Origin of the sequence: Gordonia prachuapensis, from assembly GCF_036350515.1 — a bacterium.
In the GTDB taxonomy this organism is placed as follows: Bacteria; Actinomycetota; Actinomycetes; order Mycobacteriales; family Mycobacteriaceae; genus Gordonia; species Gordonia prachuapensis.
This window is the reverse complement of the sequence record NZ_JAZDUE010000021.1, coordinates 51,384-66,799: the sequence shown is the minus strand read 5'-3', so window position 1 is coordinate 66,799 and position 15,416 is coordinate 51,384. Positions and strand designations below refer to the sequence as shown.

Genomic DNA, 15,416 nt, shown 5'->3' with positions numbered 1-15,416 from the left:
CACGCCCCGAACCCAACGCCCCCGGGGCCGGTTGTCCACAAGCAGCCGGCTGCCGATCTGGCTCTTCTCGGTGGTCGAGTAGTCGCGAGTGGCAGCGAGTGACGTATCGAGGCCCGGTGACTCATAAACGAAACTCCAGTGTCACCACGCCCCGAACGCAACGCCCGCGGACGGTTGTCCACAAGCAGCCGGGCCCTGATCTGCCTCTTCTCGGTGGTCGAGTAGTCGCGAGCGGCAGCGAGTGGCGTATCGAGACCCGGTGACCCATAACTGAAATTTTCAGTGTCACCACGCCCCGAACGCAACGCCCGCGGGAGGGTTGTCCACAAGCAACCGGGCCCTGATCTGTGCGACGAAAGTTGTCAGACCCTACCGATACCTTGAACTCATGCAATCGACCGCGCGTCCGCTGGCCCAGATGGGCGAGGATGAGCAGCACTCGGCGACCGAACTGATCGAGGTGCTCACACGAACGCAGTGCGCGCGGCGTCCGACTATCGAATGCTGCAGGCCGCCAGCCTCATCCACGAGGAACGCGAGCAAGACCACCTCGTCCGCCTGGCCGCCGCGCTCGGCGAGGAATCGACCTCCCTGGCCGACCTCGAACGCCTGGCTACGCGTGCCGCCGCCGGTGAGGACCCGCGCGCCCAGTACGGCCCCAACGGGCTCGAGCAGGCTGTCGCGGAAGTCGGTGCGGCCCTGACTGTCCCACCGGCACGCGCCCGTGAGTTCATCGAAGCCGGCAGTGTCCTGCGCCACCAGTTGCCGTTCACCGGTGCCACCCTCGGCGCAGGCCGCATCGACCTTCCCCGGTTTCTCGCGATCGTGCGCCGCACCAGTCTCTGCACACCCGAGAACCTGGATCTGCTCGACAAGCTCATCGCCGAGGCGATCGAGACCCGCGAGCCGATGTCGATGACCCGCTTCCTCGCAATGATCGACAAACTCATCGCCAAGATCGACCCTGCCGCCACCCGGCGGCGTCGTGAAGTCGTCGACAAGGACCGGAACATCAGCGTCCGACCCGACCGCCACACACCCGGTCAGGCCCGCATCGGTGGTGCCCTACCGGCAGAACAGGCCGCCGCCGTCGACGCCCGACTCAATGCGATGGCCGCCTCTGTCCACAACGCTGATCCCCGGACAGCCGCGCAACGCCGCGCCGACGCGCTCGTCGCCCTGGCCAACGGTTCCACCGCCCTCACCTGCCGCTGTGAGGCATGCTCCGACGACGACGAGGCCGACGCAGAAGGTGCCGAACCTGTTCCGGCCGAACCGGAAAGCACTACCACCTCCGATCAGGTGGCCCCGCGTCCAACATTTCACATCGTCGTCAACCTGAGCACCCTGCTCGGCCATGACGACGACCCGGCGTTCCTCGACGGCCAGGGCGTCATCGATGCCGACACCGCGCGGGCACTCGTCTCGGAGGCGCAGCGTTGCTACGTGAACCCCGACTCCGCGAACACCGCACAGGTCGACCGCTACGCACCGAGCAAGAAGGTTGCCGACCTCATCCGCTCCGGCGAATCGTGCTGTAGCTTCCCCGGTTGCAACAACCGGGCGTTCCACGCCGACGTCGACCACTCCGTCCCGCACGCTGACGGCGGCCCAACAGACCCTCGAAACCTGAAGCCGCTGTGCCGTTTTTATCACCGGATCAAGACCTTCGCCGCCGGGTGGCGCGATTATCAGGATCCTCTCGGCGAGGTGTTCTTCCAATCACCCACCGGCCACACCTATCTGGGCAACGCGTTCACCGGCCGAGACCTGTTCGGATCGTTGACCCGAGCAACGAGACCACCCGACGACCCCGCCCGACAACGCATCGACACCATCCGGACCCAGCGAGGTGCGGCGGTCAAACGTGCCGACAAGCGGGCGATGGACCGATGGAACGAGCAGAATCCACCGCCGTTCTGAACCTCGTCGCCATCAGCGTCGACCCAGTACCGCGAGCCCCAATCCGATCACCACGAGGACGGCCACCGCGGCGACGACACCTGCCCAGCCGAACGCGGAGAAGGCCAGTCCGCCGAGCGCGCCGACCACCGAACTGCCGAGGTAGTAGTGGAACAGGTAGAGCGACGACGCCTCGGCGCGATGCTCGGTGGCGCGCGCGGACACCCAGCCGCTGGCCACGGAGTGGGCGGCGAAGAATCCGCCGGTGAACAGCAGCATGCCGACCAGCACGAGCGGAAGTTGCTCGGGCAACGTCAGTGCGAGACCGCCCAGCATCGTCGACACGGCGACGACGAGCACCGGACGCCGACCGAGGCGGTCGGCCATCCGGCCGGCGTAGGTGGAGGAGAACGTTCCGGCCAGATACATCACGAACACGGTCGCGACGACAGCCTCACTGAGCGAGAACGGTTCCCGGAGCAGCCGATAGCCGACGAAGTTGTAGACGGTGACGAAGCCGCCCATCAACACGAACCCGAGCACGAACAGCGGCCACAGTCCCGGGTCGCGCAGGTGGGTGAGCAGGTTGCGGAGCGTGGTCGCCGGTGAGATACGCCGCGGCGTGAAGAACTGCGACGCGGGGATCGTGCGCCAGAACATGATCGCGAACGCCAACGACACCAGGCAGGCGATCTGCATCGCCCACTGCCACGCCACGACGTCGACCGCGATCCCTGGGATCAGGCGACCGGTCAGACCGCCGATGGTGGTGCCCGCGACGTAGCGGCCCATCGCTGTTCCGAGCGAGGCGCCGTCGACCTCCTCGGCGAGATACGCCATCGCCACCGCGGGCACGCCCGCGCACAGCACTCCCTGCAGTGCGCGCCCGGCGAGCAGCACCTCGACGGTTGGTGCCCACGGCAGCGCGACGCCGACGATCGATGCGGCCAGCGCGGAGATCACCATGACCCGCACCCGGCCGAACCGCTCCGACAGAACGCTGGCCGGGATGATCGCGACTGCGAGGAAACCGGTGGTGAGCGACACCGACAACGCCGCCGAGGTGGGGGAGACGCCGAAGTGGTCGGACAACTGCGGCAGCAGCGCCTGCACGTAATACAAAGCCATGAACGTCGTCATGCCGGCCGCGAACAGCGCGATGGTGGCCCGCCGATAGCCGGGCGAGCCGAGCGTGTGGCGGGTGGCGGTAGAGATGGGGGCGGTCGCGGTCATCGTGTTCAGCCAAACACCGTTGCGCTATTGCGCAAAATGAATGGAGTTCCAGAGATTCATTCATCTATGAATAAACGCAGCTAGAGTTGCCAAGGTGCACGACGAACTGGACTGGTTCATCGCGATCGCCGAAGCTCAGAACCTCACCGCGGCCGGCGAGCAGCTCCACGTGTCCCAGCCGACCCTGTCCCGATTCGTCGCCCGACTCGAACGCGACCTCGGCGTCGCGCTCTTCGATCGGCACGGCCGTCGACTCGTCCTCAACCGATTCGGGCAGGTCTACCTCGAGCGGACCCGACGTGCGCGTGTCCAGCTCGACATCGCGCGCCGGGAGATCGAGGACCTGAGGCAGCCGGCCAGCGGCCCCGTGCGGCTGGCCTTCCTGCATTCCTTCGGGGTGTCCATGGTTCCGGGCCTGATCAGACGGTTCCGGGAGGTCGATCCGGGCGCACGGTTCTCGCTGACCCAGCATGCGGCGGCGACGGTCGTCGATCACGTCGCCGATGGTGATGCCGATCTGGCGATCGTGTCACCCCGGCCGATGCGCACGGACATGGCGTGGTTCGCGATCGCGCAGCAGGATCTCGCGCTCGTCGTGCCTTCTGATCACCGATTCGCCGGCCGCGCCGCCATCGGTCTCGCGGAGGCGGCCGACGAGGACTTCATCGTCATGCAACACGGGTTCGGCATGCGCCGCATCGTCGACGAACTGTGTGCCGCAGCCGATATCGCGCCGACCATCGCCTTCGAATCCGCCGAGCTGGCCACCATCACGGGACTTGTCGGCGCGGGCCTGGGCATCGGGGTTGTGCCCGTCGACGACTCGGTCCGCAGCCCCGAGGTCGCGCTGATACCCCTGCTCGGCGAGTCCCGCGAGATCGGACTGACCTGGTTTCGTCCCCGACCGCTGTCGGCCGCGGCGGAACGGTTCCGCGAGTTCGTCGTTGCCGGAGATAGTGGCGCGCACCACATCTCCGGCTGACGAGTTGAAACTCTACCCTCTCTGGAGGGTAGAGTCGCCGCTCGTGTCGACCCCCACCACCCCTCAGCACGAGCAGTCGGTGCTCGCCGCGCTTCGGTCGCCGCGCCGTCTGCGCACCGAGGTCCTCGCCGGCCTGGTCGTGGCGCTCGCGCTGATCCCTGAGGCTATCTCGTTCTCCATCATCGCCGGGGTCGACCCGCGCGTCGGCCTGTTCGCGTCGTTCACGATGGCGGTCACCATCGCCGTCGTCGGCGGTCGGCCCGCGATGATCTCGGCCGCAACCGGTGCGGTCGCACTCGTCGTCGCGCCGTTGGTGGCCAGCCACGGGCTCGACTACCTGATCGCGGCCGTGATCCTCGCCGGCATCTTCCAGATGGTCCTCGGCGGCCTCGGCGTCGCGAAGCTCATGCGGTTCATCCCGCGCAGCGTGATGGTCGGGTTCGTCAACGCGCTGGCCATTCTCATCTTCACCGCGCAACTTCCGCACCTGCTCGGGGTGCCCTGGCTGGTGTACCCGATGGTGGCCGTCGGGATCGCCATCATCGTGCTGCTGCCACGGATCACCAGCGTCATCCCCGCACCGCTGGTGGCGATCGTGCTGCTGACCGCGGTCACATTGGTCGCCGGATTGTCGGTGCCCAACGTCGGCGACGAGGGCGAACTGCCCGACAGCCTGCCGGCATGGCTGATCCCCGACGTGCCGTTCACCTGGGACACCCTGACCATCATCGCGCCGTTCGCGTTCACGATGGCGCTGGTCGGGTTGCTCGAGTCGCTGATGACCGCGAAACTCGTCGATGACATCACCGACACGCATTCGGACAAGTCCCGGGAAGCGGTGGGGCAGGGTGTCGCCAACATCGTCACCGGCTTCTTCGGCGGCATGGGTGGGTGCGCGATGATCGGCCAGACGATGATCAACGTGAAGTCGTCCGGCGCCCGCACCCGCATCTCCACCTTCCTGGCCGGCGTGTTCCTGCTGATCCTGGTCGTCGGCCTCGGCGATGTGGTGGCGATGATCCCGATGGCCGCGCTCGTCGCGGTGATGATCATGGTGTCGGTGGCTACCTTCGACTGGCACAGCATCAACCCGAAGACGTTGCGCCGCATGCCGAAGAGCGAGATCGCCGTCATGCTCGCCACGGTGGTGGTCACCGTGGTCACGCACAACCTGGCCTACGGTGTCATCGTCGGCGTGATCACCGCGATGGTGTTGTTCGCGCGGCGGGTGGCGCACCTGACCGAGGTGGTCGACGTCGCACATCCCGACGAGGACACCCGCGTCTACGCGGTTCGTGGCGAACTGTTCTTCGCATCCAGCAACGACCTCGTCTATCAGTTCGACTACGTCGGTGACCCGGAGAACGTGGTGATCGACATGAGCGACGCACACATCTGGGATGCATCGACCGTTGCCACGCTCGATGCCGTCACGACCAAGTACGCGGCGAAGGGAAAGACGGCGACCATCGTCGGACTCGACGGCCACAGCGCCGACCGCCACGAACGTCTGAGCGGACACCTCGCCGGTGGACACTGAACAGGGGCCGGTCGAGCCGGTGCATACAGAGCTGCTGCAGATCGGCGAGGTGGCCAGCCGAACCGAGTTGTCCATCAAGACGATCCGGCACTACGACGAGGTCGGTCTGGTCACGCCGTCCGCCCGTTCGGCGGGGGGGTTCCGCCTCTACACGCCGGGCGACATCGATCGGCTGCTGGTGATCCGCCGGATGAAACCCACCGGGTTCAGCCTCGACGACATGCGGCGACTGCTCGACGCCGAGGAGATGCTCGACGACCCGGACGCCACCGCCGAGGCGAAGGCCGCGGCATGCGACACGCTCGAGGAGTTCGGTGAACGGGCCCGCGACGCGTGCCGAAAACTGGCGCGACAGTTGGCGTATGCGGAGGAACTCACCGAGCAGCTCGCCGAGCGGGTCGGTGAGGTCGGGCGTCAGCCGTAGTACCCGAACCGTTCGTTCAGCTCGGTGGCGGCACGCATCACCTTCGCTGCGACCTGCGGTGCGTCCTCCGGAGCGAAGCGGTACCGCGGGCCGGAGATGCTCAGTGAGGACACGACCCGGCCGGTGTGGTCTCGGATCGGCGCGGCCACCGCGATGAGACCGACCTCGAGTTCCTCCTCGGCCATCGCCCATCCCCGCTCCCGGACGATGTCGAGGTTCGCAGTGAGCGCCGACAGGCTGGTGATGGTGTTCTCGGTGAACGCCCGCAGCCGGGCGGGCATCGTCGCGCGCAGCTCGTCCGCTGTGAGACCGCTCAGCAGGGCCTTGCCCGACGAGGTCGCATGCGCGGGTGTCGACTGTCCGACCCATGTCTGCAACGCGACGCTCGACGAACCCTGGGCCTCCACCACATTGATGGCGTCGGCGCCACCGAGGACCGCGAGATTGGTGGTCTCCCCGGTGTCGGCGGCCAGCGCGTTGCAGATGTCCTGACCCTGCTTGGCCAGGTCTAGCGTCGCGGTGGTCGACCCGGCCAACCGCACCACGGTGAAGCCGATGCGGTACTTGCGGCTGTCCGGCACCTGCTCGACGAAACCCCGTGCCTCGAGGGAGCCGATGATCCGTGACACCGTGGACTTGTGCACGCCGAGTTCGACGGCCAGTTCGGTGACCCCGGCGGTGCCCGCCCGCCCGATCATCTCGAGCACGTGCAGGGCCCGATCGACCGATTGGACGGCGCCCCCGGCGGCCTTGTCGGGTTCGGGCGTGGTGGCAGGCATGTCCCGACCCACGATACCTGCTGCGCCGACGGGGATCGGAGACACCGACACGCGGCCGGCCCTTCGTGATGCTCGCAAGCTCGCTCCTCAGGGTTCGGGGGGGGGTGACGATCTCCACCGCTCCCAGAGGAGATCCGGAGCGCTAGCGGAGGATCGTCACGAAGGGCGGCTACTTCTTGATCCGTGCCATCTCCGGGTCGACGACGGGATCGGCCACCACGGTTGCCGTGTATGACGTTGTCAGGTAGGCGATCTGGACTTCCGTGCCGTCCGCGACGTCGGCGGGCAACCACGCATAGGCGAGACAGGTGCCGACGGTGGCGGACCAACCGGCGCTGGTGACGTACCCGACCACCTCACCGTCGATGGACACCGGCTCCTTGCCGAGCACCACCGCGGCCGGGTCGGACAGCGCGACGGTGCGCAGCCGCGCTGTCGACTCACGCTCTGCCAGAGCTTCTTTCCCGATGAAGTCACTCGGCTTGCCCATCCGCACCGCGAAATCGAGTCCGGCAGCGGTCGGGGTGTGCTCGGTGGTCATGTCGGTACCGGCCGACCGGTAACCCTTCTCGATGCGCAGGCTGTTGAACGCGATCCGCCCGGCCGCGATGATGCCGTGCGGTTCACCGGCAGCGAAGATCATGTCCCATAGGGCGCGGCCGTACTCGGCGGACGTGTAGATCTCCCAGCCGAGTTCACCCACATACGACACCCGCATCAGGGTGACGGGGACCGGACCGACCATCGTCGAGATCGACCGGAAGTACCGCAGGCCGTCGTTGGTGAGGTCGGCCGGGGTCAACGGCGCGAGCACGTCACGCGCGTGCGGTCCCCACAGCCCGATGCAGCAGGTCGAGCCGGTGATGTCGCGCAGCCGCACCGAGTTGTCGTCGGGCAGGTGGCGGCTGATCCAGTCCAGGTCGGCGGGACCGTTGGCGCCGATCTGGAAGAGTTCATCGGCCAGCCGGGCGACTGTGAGATCCGAACGGACACCGCCGCTCTCGTCCAGCATCAGGGTGTAGGTCACCGATCCCACCGACTTGTCGAGATTGTTGGTGGTGAGCCGCTGGAGCAGATCGAGCGCTCCGGGCCCGGAGAGCTCGTAGCGGGTCAGCGGGGTCATGTCGTAGACGGCGACGTGGCTGCGGGTGTGCGCGGCCTCGGCCACCGAGATCGCCGACCAGTTCCGCGCCGACCACTCGTCACGCTCGGGGACGGTCAGGCCGTCGGCGAGCATCTGCTCGAGCAGCGCGGCGTTGGATTCGTACCATGCCGGACGCTCCCACAGGCCGGCCTCCCAGAACTCCGCACCCAGCGCCACCTCGCGGTCGTGGAACGGGCTGGTGCGGACCTGTCGGGGTGCGACACGCTGGTCGTGCGGATGGATGATGTCGTACACCTCGACGAAGGCCTGCGAGCTCGTGGTGAGGATGTGCTCGTCGGACAAGGCCGCGTTCTCGAAGCGATAGAGGTCCACCTCATGCACGTCGACACCCGGGGTGCCGTCGATCATCCACTCGGCCATCGTGCGGGCCACGCCGGCCGAATGGGTGACCCACACCGCCTCGGCGACCCAGAAGCCGCCGAGTTCGCGGTGCTGCCCCATGATCGACTGCCCGTCCGGGGTGAACGAGAAGATGCCGTTGAACCCGTCCTCCACCTTGCCGTTGCCGAGTTCGGGCAGCAGCGCGACACTTTCGGTCCAGGCCTGCTCGAAGTCGTCGGGGGTGAACATGAGCTTCGACGGCATCTCGTCGGACGAGATCGTCGAATCGTAATCGAGCGCGTTGACATCCGACGGCATCGGGCGGTGACCGTAGAAGCCGATGCCGAGCCGGTCGCCGTGCTCGCGGAAATACAGGTCCTGGTCCTGGTGCCGCAGGATCGGCAGCGACGCCTCGGCGAGAGCGGAGTTCGTGCCGCGCCGCGACGCCAGTGGGGTGGTGTAGGCGTACTGATGAGCCATCGGGACCAGCGGGATGGTCAACCCCACCCGCCGACCGAACTCACGGCCCCAGAATCCGGTGCAGCACACCACGATGTCGGCATCGAACACGTCGGTGGTGGTACGGACCCCGCGGACTTGACCGTTGGTCTCGATCACCTCGACGACGTCCTGGTGACCCACGAACGTCGCACCGCGTTCCATCGCCCGCCACGCCTGCGCCTCCACCGCGCGCACCGCCTTCGCGAGGCCGTCGCGCGGTGTGTGCAGGCCGCCGAGGATGGTGTCCGGGTCCACCAGCGGATGCAGTGCGGCGACCTCCGCCGGGCCGAGCAGCTCGTGGTCGACGCCGCGCGACGCGGCCCAACCGGCCTTGCGGTGCAGGTCGTTCCAGCGACGTTCGGTGGTCGCGACCTCCAGCCCGCCCACGTGGTTGAAGCACCAGCCGTCGGGATGGTGCAGCGACGAGAACTTCTCCAGCGTGTAGGAGGCGAGTTCGGTCATTGTTTTCGACGGATTGGTCGCGAACACGAGTCCGGGGGCGTGCGACGTCGAACCGCCGGTGGCGAACAGCGGGCCGCGGTCGAGCACCGTGACGTCGGTCCAGCCACGCGCGGTCAGCTCGTCGGCGAGTGACGATCCGACGATGCCGGCGCCGACGATGACGACTTTCGGGGAGGTGGTCATGGGGTGGGTCCTTTGCGTTGGGGGCCTCGATGCGCTCGCTCGTTCCTCGCGGGCTTACTCGACCAACGGTGGTGTTCAGCTGAAGACGACGGTGCTGGTGCCGTTCATCAGCACCCGGCGTTCGGAATGCCAACGGACAGCGCGGGACAGCGCGAGCGCCTCGGCATCGCTGCCGACTGTCGCGAGACGCCGCGGATCATGGGTGTGATCGATGCGGATCACCTCCTGCTCGATGATCGGTCCCTCGTCGAGGTCGGGGGTGACGTAGTGGGCGGTGGCGCCGACGTACTTCACACCGCGCTCGTGTGCCTGGTGATATGGCTTGGCGCCCTTGAACCCCGGCAGAAACGAGTGGTGGATGTTGATCGCCCGGCCGCGCAGCGCGGCACAGGTCTGATCCGAGAGGATCTGCATGTAGCGCGCGAGCACCACGAGGTCGGCGTCGTACTCGTCGACGAGACGCAGCATCTCGGACTCGGCGTCGGACTTGGTGTCCGGGGCGATCGGGACGTGGTGGAACGGCAGTCCGGCCGATTCCGCCATCGCCCGCAGGTCGGTGTGATTGGACACCACCGCGACGAGCTCGCCGCCGAGCGTGCCCGCCCGCCACCGGAAGATCAGGTCGTTGAGGCAGTGACCGAGCTTGGAGACCATCACCAGGATTCGCTGCGGCGCGTGGTCACTGACCTCGTAGGTGGCGTCGAGTCCGCTGGCCAGGTAGTCGAAGGCGGCGGCCAGCTCGGCCCCGGTCGACGCCCGGGCCGACGTGAACTCCGTCCGCACGAACAGCGTGTGGGTGATCGGGTCGTCGAACTGTCGGTGGTCGATCACCTCACATCCGTGGCTGTACAGGAACGAACTGATCGCGTGCATGATCCCGGCGCGGGACGGACAACGCAGGGTCAGGGTGAACACATCGGACATGGCGGTCCCTCAGGAAGTCGGGTGGGGGAGGAGGTACTCGGTGGCGGCGTCGACGATCCACTCCGCGAGATATTCGGCGAACGAGCTGCGGACGTAGAGCACGAAGCCGTCACCGGTTCCGTTCCGGTCGTGTTCGCGGTGCACGATCACGCCTGCCTGGGCCAGCAGGGTCTGCGCGACGTCGTTGTCGCCGAACGCCTCCGGCGACAGATCGATCGCGCAGCCGTGCCGCAGGATGGCCGTCGCATGCGGGCCGCCGAGGACCAGGCGGGTGCGCTGGCCGGAGGCGTCGAGCACATAGGCCCCATTCGTTGGTCGAGTAGCGGCGACGAAGGAGCCGCGTATCGAGACCCGCCCCTCCACCTCCGCAACCCACTCATGCGGCGCCATCCCCTCGTGGGTGAGTAGCCACTCATCCGGACCGAGCCAGATGGCGGTCTCGTTGCGGTAGCGCCGGATTCGGCACGCCGAAGGCAGGTCGAGCGCCTCGATGACGCCGGCGTTGTCGGTGCGGACGACCACCTGCGGCATTGGCTCCGACGCGAGCGACACCGCCGGTGCGAGGCCGGTGAACCGCACCGCCCAGGCGTCCAGGGGACCGATCGGGGATCCGATCATCTCAGCCATCGCGGCGTGCTCCTTCCGGGTCGACGAAAACTGTTGAGGTGACCTCGACTTCGCACAGGACATCGCCGATGGGGACGTCGAGTCGGTCGCCCAGTCGCGCCTGTCCGCCCTTGACCAGGGCCAGCGCGAAGGGTCGGCCGAGTTCGGCGCTCCGGTAGCTGGAGGTGACATGGCCGAGCATCGGGACCGGCGGTGGCGGCAGGGTGCGGTCGCCGCGGTGATCGATGATCTGTGATCCCTCCGGCAGCCGTGTCGAGCCGTCGGTGGGCAGCAGGCCGACGAGCTGCTTGCGATCGGCGGCGGTGTTCGACGCGCGGGCGAACGATCGCTTTCCGATGAAGTCGGGCTTCTTCTTGGACACCGCCCAACTCATGCCGAGGTCATGTGGGCTGACGGTGCCGTCGGTGTCCTGACCGATGATCGGATAGCCCTTCTCGGCGCGCAGAACGTGCATCGTCTCGGTTCCGTACGGCGTGATCCCGTACGGTTCACCGGCTTCCACGAGCGCTCGCCACACCGTCGGGGCGTGGCCCGCTCCGACGTTGACCTCGAAGGCGAGTTCGCCGGAGAAGCTGATCCGCGCGATGCGCACCGGCACGTCGGCGCCGAACGTCGTGTCGCGCCAGCCCATGAACTCGAAGGCCTCGTTGGACACGTCCAACCCGGCGAACACGGCGCCGACGACGTCACGCGACCGCGGCCCGACGACCGGGAAGGTGGCGACCTGGTCCGTGACCGACGTCGTCCACACCCTCAGCTCGGGCCATTCGGTCTGATGCCACTCCTCCATCCAGTCGAGGATCGCGGCGGCGTTGCCGGTGGTGGTGTACACGGTGTAGCGGTCGTCGGCGACGCGCAGTACGGTGCCGTCGTCGCGCACCATGCCGTCCGGGCCACACATGACGCCGTAGCGCACCTTGCCGACGGCCAGACTGCTCATCATGTTGGTGTAGAGCAGGTCGAGAAGCCGTGGTGCATCCGGCCCGGCGACGTCGATGACCCCGAGCGTGGAGCCATCGAGGATGCCGACACCACCTCGGACTGCGCCACATTCGCGGAGCACGGCCGACTCCATGTCCTCCCCGCCGCGCGGGTAGTAGCGGGGCCGCTTCCACTGGCCGACGTCCTCGAACACGGCGCCACGTTCGACGTGCCAGTCGTGGATCGGGGTCCGGCGGACCGGGTCGTACAGCGCCCCGCGATCCCGCCCGGCCAACGCCGCGAACGAGACCGGAGTGTACGGCGGCCGGAATGTGGTGGTGCCGGCGTCACCGATACCGATACCGAGTAGCTCAGCGGTGATACCGGACGCGACGATGCCCGACGTCTTGCCCTGGTCGTGGCCGGTACCGATGGTGGTGTAACGCTTGACATGTTCCACCGAACGCATCCCGGCACCGATCGCGCGGGCGATGTCGGCGACGGTCGCGTCACGCTGCAGGTCGACGAAAGAGGTCGTCGCCGAGGAGGCTTCGGCCGGCACCCGCCAGCACACGGCGGGCGCGGCCGGGGTGCGCTCGTCGACGCGCGGCACACCCCGGTACTCCGGCAGGGTGTGCCGGAGCGATCGCAGTGCGGCGAGTCCACCGCGCCGACCGTCGGTGAGGCAGGCGCCGGTGGTGACCAAACCGTTGGCCGCACCGACGATCTCGACGTTCGGGAGATCGCCCGTGGGCACGAAGGCGCCGGCGTGCTCATCGAAGGCGATGGCACCGCGCAGTTGACTCCACAGATGCACCGCCGGATTCCAGCCGCCGCTGGTGATGAGCGTGTCGCAGTCGACGATCGTGCCGGCGGGCAGACCGGGCGCCGAGAGTTCGGCCCCGGTCACGGCGCCGCCCTCGCCGACCGCGCGCAGCACCATGCCGGACGTGTGGACGTCGATACCCAGGTGCCGTGCACGCTCGGTGAGATCGCGGGAGACCACGGGGCGGACGTCCACGATCGCCCTGACGGTCATCCCCGCCGTGGCGAGGGCGAACGCCGCGTCGTAGGCGGAGTCGCAGGCGGTGAAGACGACCGACGACGTACCGGCCAGCACCGCGTAGCGGCGGAGGTAGTCGGCGGCCGCACCGGCGAGCATCACACCGGGAAGATCGTTGTCGGCGAACACGATCGGGCGCTCATGTGCGCCCGTCGCGATAACGATCCGGCGGGCCCGGATGCGATGCACCCGCTGCCGGGAGATGTGTGGCGGGGCGTCCGTGCCGAGGTGGTCGGTGCGTCGCTCGACGGCGAGCACGAACCCGTCGTCGTAGCCGCCGAAAGCGGTGGTGCGGGTCAGCCGGGTGGTCCGCGGGTACGCGTCGAACTCGTCGACCGCGCCCTGCACCCAGGAGGCCCACGGCGTGGCGCCGCCCGGTTCGCTCCGCTCGTCGACCAGCAGGACCGTGCACCCCGCCCGCGCCGCCATCAGCGCGGCCATCAACCCGGCCGCACCCGCACCGACGACCAGGACGTCGGGATGGTGGTGCAGCGAGTCGTAGCGCGCGGGGTCGGGGTCGGCGCTCAGCTTGCCCCAGCCGGGGACACCGTGCGCGGCGAGTCCCGGGCACAGGTCGACGGTGGTCGCGGGGACCATCGGCTCGACGAACGGGGCGTCGACGCCGACCTGAGCGGTGGCGTCCTCGGCCCACGATCCGGTGATGCCGCGCGGCCGGCCGAGGTTCACGCTGGTCGTGATCGTGCGGATTCCGTTGGCCAGCAGGGCCGACGCGAGAGTGTCGCCGGGGTGACCGGTATACGTGGTGCCGTCGAAGGTGAACTCGATGGTGCGGTCGCGATCGATCCGGCCGCCCTCCGGCAGGCGATGTGCCGGCACGCGGTAGGACTGGGTCATGATGGTGCTCCATCGGGGACGTCGGTGCCGGACCGGACACGAGAGGCGGCGGAGGTGCCGACGAACTGGTAGGTGACGGTGTCGCGGTCGACGGTGAACCACTGCCGGCACCCGGCTCCGTGGAACCAGCGTTCGGTCATGACGCCCTTGGGGTTCGGGCGGAAGAACAAGTAGTGCGCCCAGGCCTCGTCGTCGAGGTCGGCCGGTACCGGCGGGTAGGCGATCCCGGCGGCGGCGCCGTACTGGAACTCGGTCTCCTCGCGGCGACCGCAATGTGGACATTCGATGAGTTGCATCGGGCTGATCCTCCGGGTTCAGTGCGCCACTGCTGCGGCGCCGTGCTCGTCGATGAGCGCGCCGGTGACGAAGCGGTCGAGGGTGAAGGGCGCGTTGATGTCGTGTGGCGCCCCGGTGGCGATCGTGTGGGCGAGACACCACCCGACACCGGGGGTTGCCTTGAATCCGCCGGTGCCCCAACCACAATTCAGGTACAGGTTGTCGAACGGCGTGGCGCCGACGATGGGTGACGCGTCCGGGGTCACGTCGACGATGCCGCCCCACGTGCGCAGCAGCCGGGCGCGGCCGAACACCGGGAAGAGTTCCACGGCGGCAGCCATCTGGCGTTCGATGATGTGGAAGGCGCCGCGCTGGCCGTAGCCGTTATAGGAGTCGACGCCGGCACCCATCACCAGCTCACCCTTGTGGGCCTGCGACACGTACACGTGCACGGCGTTCGACATGACGACGGTGGGGTGGATGGGTTCGAGCAGTTCGGAGACGAGTGCCTGCAGCGGGTGACTCTGCACGGGCACCCGGAAGCCGAGCTGGTCGGTGAGGGTGGAGGTGTGGCCGGCGGCGCACAGCGCGACGGTGCCCGCCCCGATCCGGCCGCGGGTGGTCTCGACCGCGGTCACCCGGTCGCCGTCGGTGACGAATCCGGTCACCTCGCAGTTCTGGATGATGTCGATGCCGGCCTCGGTGGCGCTGCGCGCGAAACCCCAGGCGACGTAGTCGTGCTTGGCGATCCCGCCGCGCGGCTGGAAGGTGGCGCCGAGGACGGGATAGCGGATGTCCGCCGACGTGTTGACGATCGGGCACACCTCGGCGACCTGCTTGGGGTCGAGCCACTCGGCGTCGACACCGTTGAGCCGGTTGGCCTCCACGCGCCGGACACTGTCGCGGATGTCCTGTTCGGTGTGGGCCAGGTTCAGCACGCCGCGCTGGCTGAACAGGATCGGATATCCGAGTTCGTCCTCGAGGCCCTCCCACAATTTCAGGGAGTGCTCGTAGATACCGGCGCTCTCGTCCCACAGGTAGTTGGACCGGATCAGGGTGGTGTTGCGCGCCATGTTCCCGCCGGCCAGCCAACCACGTTCCAGCACAGCCACATTCGTGATGCCGTGATTGCGGGCCAGATAGTGGGCGGTCGCCAGACCGTGGCCGCCACCGCCCACGATGACGACGTCATAGGTCGACTCGGGCTCCGGGTTGTGCCAGAGGAAGTCGGGATGGGGCACGGTCATCGTGGTCATTC

12 protein-coding genes are annotated in these 15,416 nt (G+C 68.0%); 4 read left to right on the top strand and 8 right to left on the bottom strand.

Going from position 1 to position 15,416, the window contains the following annotated elements:
• The first annotated feature begins 477 nt into the window (after positions 1-477).
• Complete coding sequence (locus V1Y59_RS21000) at positions 478-1,923, top strand: HNH endonuclease signature motif containing protein (protein ID WP_330506980.1); 1,446 nt, start codon at positions 478-480, stop codon at positions 1,921-1,923.
• A 12-nt stretch (positions 1,924-1,935) separates the two neighbouring features.
• Here the strand turns inward: V1Y59_RS21000 and V1Y59_RS20995 are convergent, their stop codons facing one another.
• Positions 1,936-3,135 carry an MFS transporter gene (locus tag V1Y59_RS20995; RefSeq protein ID WP_330506979.1) on the bottom strand — a complete coding sequence of 400 codons (1,200 nt, stop codon included), beginning with the start codon at positions 3,133-3,135 and terminating at the stop codon, positions 1,936-1,938.
• Between the two features lie 94 nt (positions 3,136-3,229).
• Here V1Y59_RS20995 and V1Y59_RS20990 point away from each other — a divergent pair, with 94 nt between their 5' ends.
• From V1Y59_RS20990 to V1Y59_RS20980, 3 genes are read left to right on the top strand one after another with little or no spacing between them, the layout of a single operon-like run.
• Positions 3,230-4,117, top strand: coding sequence for a LysR family transcriptional regulator (locus tag V1Y59_RS20990; RefSeq protein WP_330506978.1), 888 nt, complete (start codon positions 3,230-3,232; stop codon positions 4,115-4,117).
• 43 nt (positions 4,118-4,160) lie between these two features.
• The gene (locus tag V1Y59_RS20985; RefSeq protein ID WP_330506977.1) at positions 4,161-5,657 is read left to right on the top strand and encodes a SulP family inorganic anion transporter; all 1,497 of its coding nucleotides are present in this window, start codon (positions 4,161-4,163) and stop codon (positions 5,655-5,657) included.
• Positions 5,647-6,081 carry a MerR family transcriptional regulator gene (locus tag V1Y59_RS20980; RefSeq protein ID WP_330506976.1) on the top strand — a complete coding sequence of 145 codons (435 nt, stop codon included), beginning with the start codon at positions 5,647-5,649 and terminating at the stop codon, positions 6,079-6,081. Before V1Y59_RS20985 ends, V1Y59_RS20980 begins: the two co-directional genes overlap by 11 nt.
• On the opposite strand, the gene V1Y59_RS20975 is transcribed toward V1Y59_RS20980, so the two are convergent.
• The 7 genes from V1Y59_RS20975 to V1Y59_RS20945 all read right to left on the bottom strand — a co-directional run bounded on the left by V1Y59_RS20975 (position 6,072) and on the right by V1Y59_RS20945 (position 15,405).
• Complete coding sequence (locus V1Y59_RS20975) at positions 6,072-6,860, bottom strand: IclR family transcriptional regulator (RefSeq protein ID WP_330506975.1); 789 nt, start codon at positions 6,858-6,860, stop codon at positions 6,072-6,074. The two genes, V1Y59_RS20980 and V1Y59_RS20975, sit on opposite strands and share 10 nt — an antisense overlap.
• 169 nt (positions 6,861-7,029) lie before the next feature.
• Positions 7,030-9,492, bottom strand: coding sequence for a GcvT family protein (locus V1Y59_RS20970; protein ID WP_330506974.1), 2,463 nt, complete (start codon positions 9,490-9,492; stop codon positions 7,030-7,032).
• A gap of 75 nt (positions 9,493-9,567) precedes the next feature.
• Positions 9,568-10,416 carry a formyltetrahydrofolate deformylase gene (gene purU, locus V1Y59_RS20965; RefSeq protein ID WP_330506973.1) on the bottom strand — a complete coding sequence of 283 codons (849 nt, stop codon included), beginning with the start codon at positions 10,414-10,416 and terminating at the stop codon, positions 9,568-9,570.
• A gap of 9 nt (positions 10,417-10,425) precedes the next feature.
• Positions 10,426-11,043 (bottom strand): sarcosine oxidase subunit gamma, encoded by a 618-nt coding sequence (locus V1Y59_RS20960; RefSeq protein WP_330506972.1) that lies wholly within the window; start codon positions 11,041-11,043, stop codon positions 10,426-10,428.
• The gene (locus V1Y59_RS20955) at positions 11,036-13,882 is read right to left on the bottom strand and encodes a 2Fe-2S iron-sulfur cluster-binding protein (protein WP_330506971.1); all 2,847 of its coding nucleotides are present in this window, start codon (positions 13,880-13,882) and stop codon (positions 11,036-11,038) included. The genes V1Y59_RS20960 and V1Y59_RS20955 overlap by 8 nt, the downstream gene beginning before the upstream one ends.
• Complete coding sequence (locus tag V1Y59_RS20950) at positions 13,879-14,178, bottom strand: sarcosine oxidase subunit delta (protein ID WP_330506970.1); 300 nt, start codon at positions 14,176-14,178, stop codon at positions 13,879-13,881. Before V1Y59_RS20950 ends, V1Y59_RS20955 begins: the two co-directional genes overlap by 4 nt.
• Positions 14,179-14,196: 18 nt before the next feature.
• Positions 14,197-15,405, bottom strand: coding sequence for a sarcosine oxidase subunit beta family protein (locus V1Y59_RS20945; RefSeq protein ID WP_330507000.1), 1,209 nt, complete (start codon positions 15,403-15,405; stop codon positions 14,197-14,199).
• Positions 15,406-15,416: the final 11 nt, after the last annotated feature.

Coding starts and splice junctions, on each gene's coding strand:
- purU (WP_330506973.1), bottom strand. CDS start 10,416: ATGTCCGATGTGTTCACCCTGACCCTGCGTTGTCCGTCCCGCGCCGGG.
- V1Y59_RS20950 (WP_330506970.1), bottom strand. CDS start 14,178: ATGCAACTCATCGAATGTCCACATTGCGGTCGCCGCGAGGAGACCGAG.
- V1Y59_RS20975 (WP_330506975.1), bottom strand. CDS start 6,860: ATGCCTGCCACCACGCCCGAACCCGACAAGGCCGCCGGGGGCGCCGTC.
- V1Y59_RS20970 (WP_330506974.1), bottom strand. CDS start 9,492: ATGACCACCTCCCCGAAAGTCGTCATCGTCGGCGCCGGCATCGTCGGA.
- V1Y59_RS20960 (WP_330506972.1), bottom strand. CDS start 11,043: ATGGCTGAGATGATCGGATCCCCGATCGGTCCCCTGGACGCCTGGGCG.
- V1Y59_RS20995 (WP_330506979.1), bottom strand. CDS start 3,135: ATGACCGCGACCGCCCCCATCTCTACCGCCACCCGCCACACGCTCGGC.
- V1Y59_RS20955 (WP_330506971.1), bottom strand. CDS start 13,882: ATGACCCAGTCCTACCGCGTGCCGGCACATCGCCTGCCGGAGGGCGGC.
- V1Y59_RS20945 (WP_330507000.1), bottom strand. CDS start 15,405: ATGACCGTGCCCCATCCCGACTTCCTCTGGCACAACCCGGAGCCCGAG.